General features: G+C 30.6%; 2 protein-coding genes. Both read left to right on the forward strand.

Features of this window, described 5'->3' with window-relative positions:
* On the forward strand, positions 1-431 hold a 431-nt coding region (locus H7U04_RS11255), incomplete at its 5' end, for a phosphopantetheine-binding protein (protein ID WP_207185748.1).
* 1 nt (position 432) lies between these two features.
* Positions 433-1,818, forward strand: a 1,386-nt coding sequence (locus H7U04_RS11260) for a polyketide synthase (RefSeq protein ID WP_201059852.1), incomplete at its 3' end; no start/stop codon positions are given.

The raw sequence follows: 1,818 nt of genomic DNA on the forward strand, positions 1-1,818 counted from the left end.
TTTATAAGTTATGTAGGTCTAAATTACCTGAGTACTTAGGTTTTGTGAAACTAAAATTTGTTTCAAATATTCCACTTACTCGAAACGGAAAAGTAGACATAAAAAAACTAAAGAATTTTGTAATTGAATCTGAAAAGGTACAGATTACAAATAATTCTAGTTTGGAAGAAAAACTACAAGTAGTTTGGCGTGATATTCTTGGAATCCAGGAAATTAACCCAGAAGAAAATTTTTTTGATATTGGTGGAAGCTCTTTAAAAATTTTTAAGCTTATTGAAACTATAAATATTAAATTCAATCTTAACCTTACTATTACTGATATTTTTGAGTTTCCTTCAATAAAATTAATGGCTGAATTTATAGATGATAAAAAAATTGATAAGATAAACGTTACTCAAAAAAAGTTTAGATCTGTAAGAAGGAGAAACTGATATGGAAAACTATACTGAGAATGATATTGCAATTGTAGGGTTAGGGGTTAGATTATCTGATGAAACAAATGATTTTTTAAGTTTCTGGAATAAATTACTGAATAAAAAAGATTTTTTCATAAGAGAAGAATTTAAAGAAAATTTTAGGAAAGTATATTCTAAGATAAATGATTCAACTATGTTTTCAGCTAGTCGCTTTAAAATTCCTAAAGTTGAAGCTGATTTTATGGATCCACAGCACAGAATAATATTAGAGTTGGCTGCGGAGTGCCTAGACAGTGCAGATGTTGATCTAGAAAAATATAGCAGAAATGTTGGTGTTTTTACATCGGCGTCTCCTTCTTCATATCTTTATGAAATAGTTAGTAAAAAAGAAAGTTTCCAAAGTAATGTTAATAATATTTTAAATGGAACCACTCACGATAATATACCAACGATGATATCGTATAAATTGGATTTACGAGGTCCTTCATTAAATGTGGGGTCGAACTGTTCTTCATCTGGTGTAGCAGTTTCTTTAGCAGTACAAAGTTTGTTAAATTATCAATGTGACTATGCTCTTGTAGCCTCAGCAAGTGTTAGACTACCTGATGAGAAAGGTTATATTTACGAAGCTGGAGGGATAAATAGTGAGGATGGTTTTTGTAGACCATATTCGGAAAATGCTACTGGAACTGTTCCAGGTGAAGGAGCTGGTGTAATACTTTTGAAAAGAGCAGAGGATGCTAAACAGGATAATGATTTTATATATGCAATAATATCTGCTACTGGTATAAATAATGATGGCTCTAGGAAAATTGGATATTCTGCACCAAGTATTGTAGGGCAAGAAACACTGATGAAAAATACTCTGTATCAATTTGATATAGATCCTAGCCAGTTTATTTATTTTGAAGGTCATGGAACGGGCACTCAAATAGGCGATCCTGTAGAACTAAAATCAATTGGTAAGGTATTTAAAAATCAGAAAGTATATTTAGGCTCTTTAAAAGCTAATCTTGGTCATGCGGATAGTGCTGCTACTATTTTAAGCATTATAAAAGTGGCTTTGATGGCTTTGTTTGGACAAATACCTCCTCAAATTAATTTTATTAAACCTAATAAACTTTTTGATTGGGCTTCATCTTCTTTAAATGTTAATACTGAGGTAGTGGAGTGGAGTAAAGATAAACAATATGCAGGAATTCTATCATTAGGAGTAGGAGGTACAAATTGCTTTATAGTAATGAAACGCCCATTAGAAGGTTTAAAGCAAACAATATCAGAAAGAAAAAAGTATTTTTTTCCTATCAAGTCACAATCAAATGATATTTTAAACATAGAAATTGGAGAGCTAACAAAGAAAATAAATTCTTCTAAATCTTTAGGATTACTAAATTTTCTAGAT

The organism is Streptococcus sp. 22.1 (assembly GCF_016648645.1).
Classification (GTDB): domain Bacteria; phylum Bacillota; class Bacilli; order Lactobacillales; family Streptococcaceae; genus Streptococcus.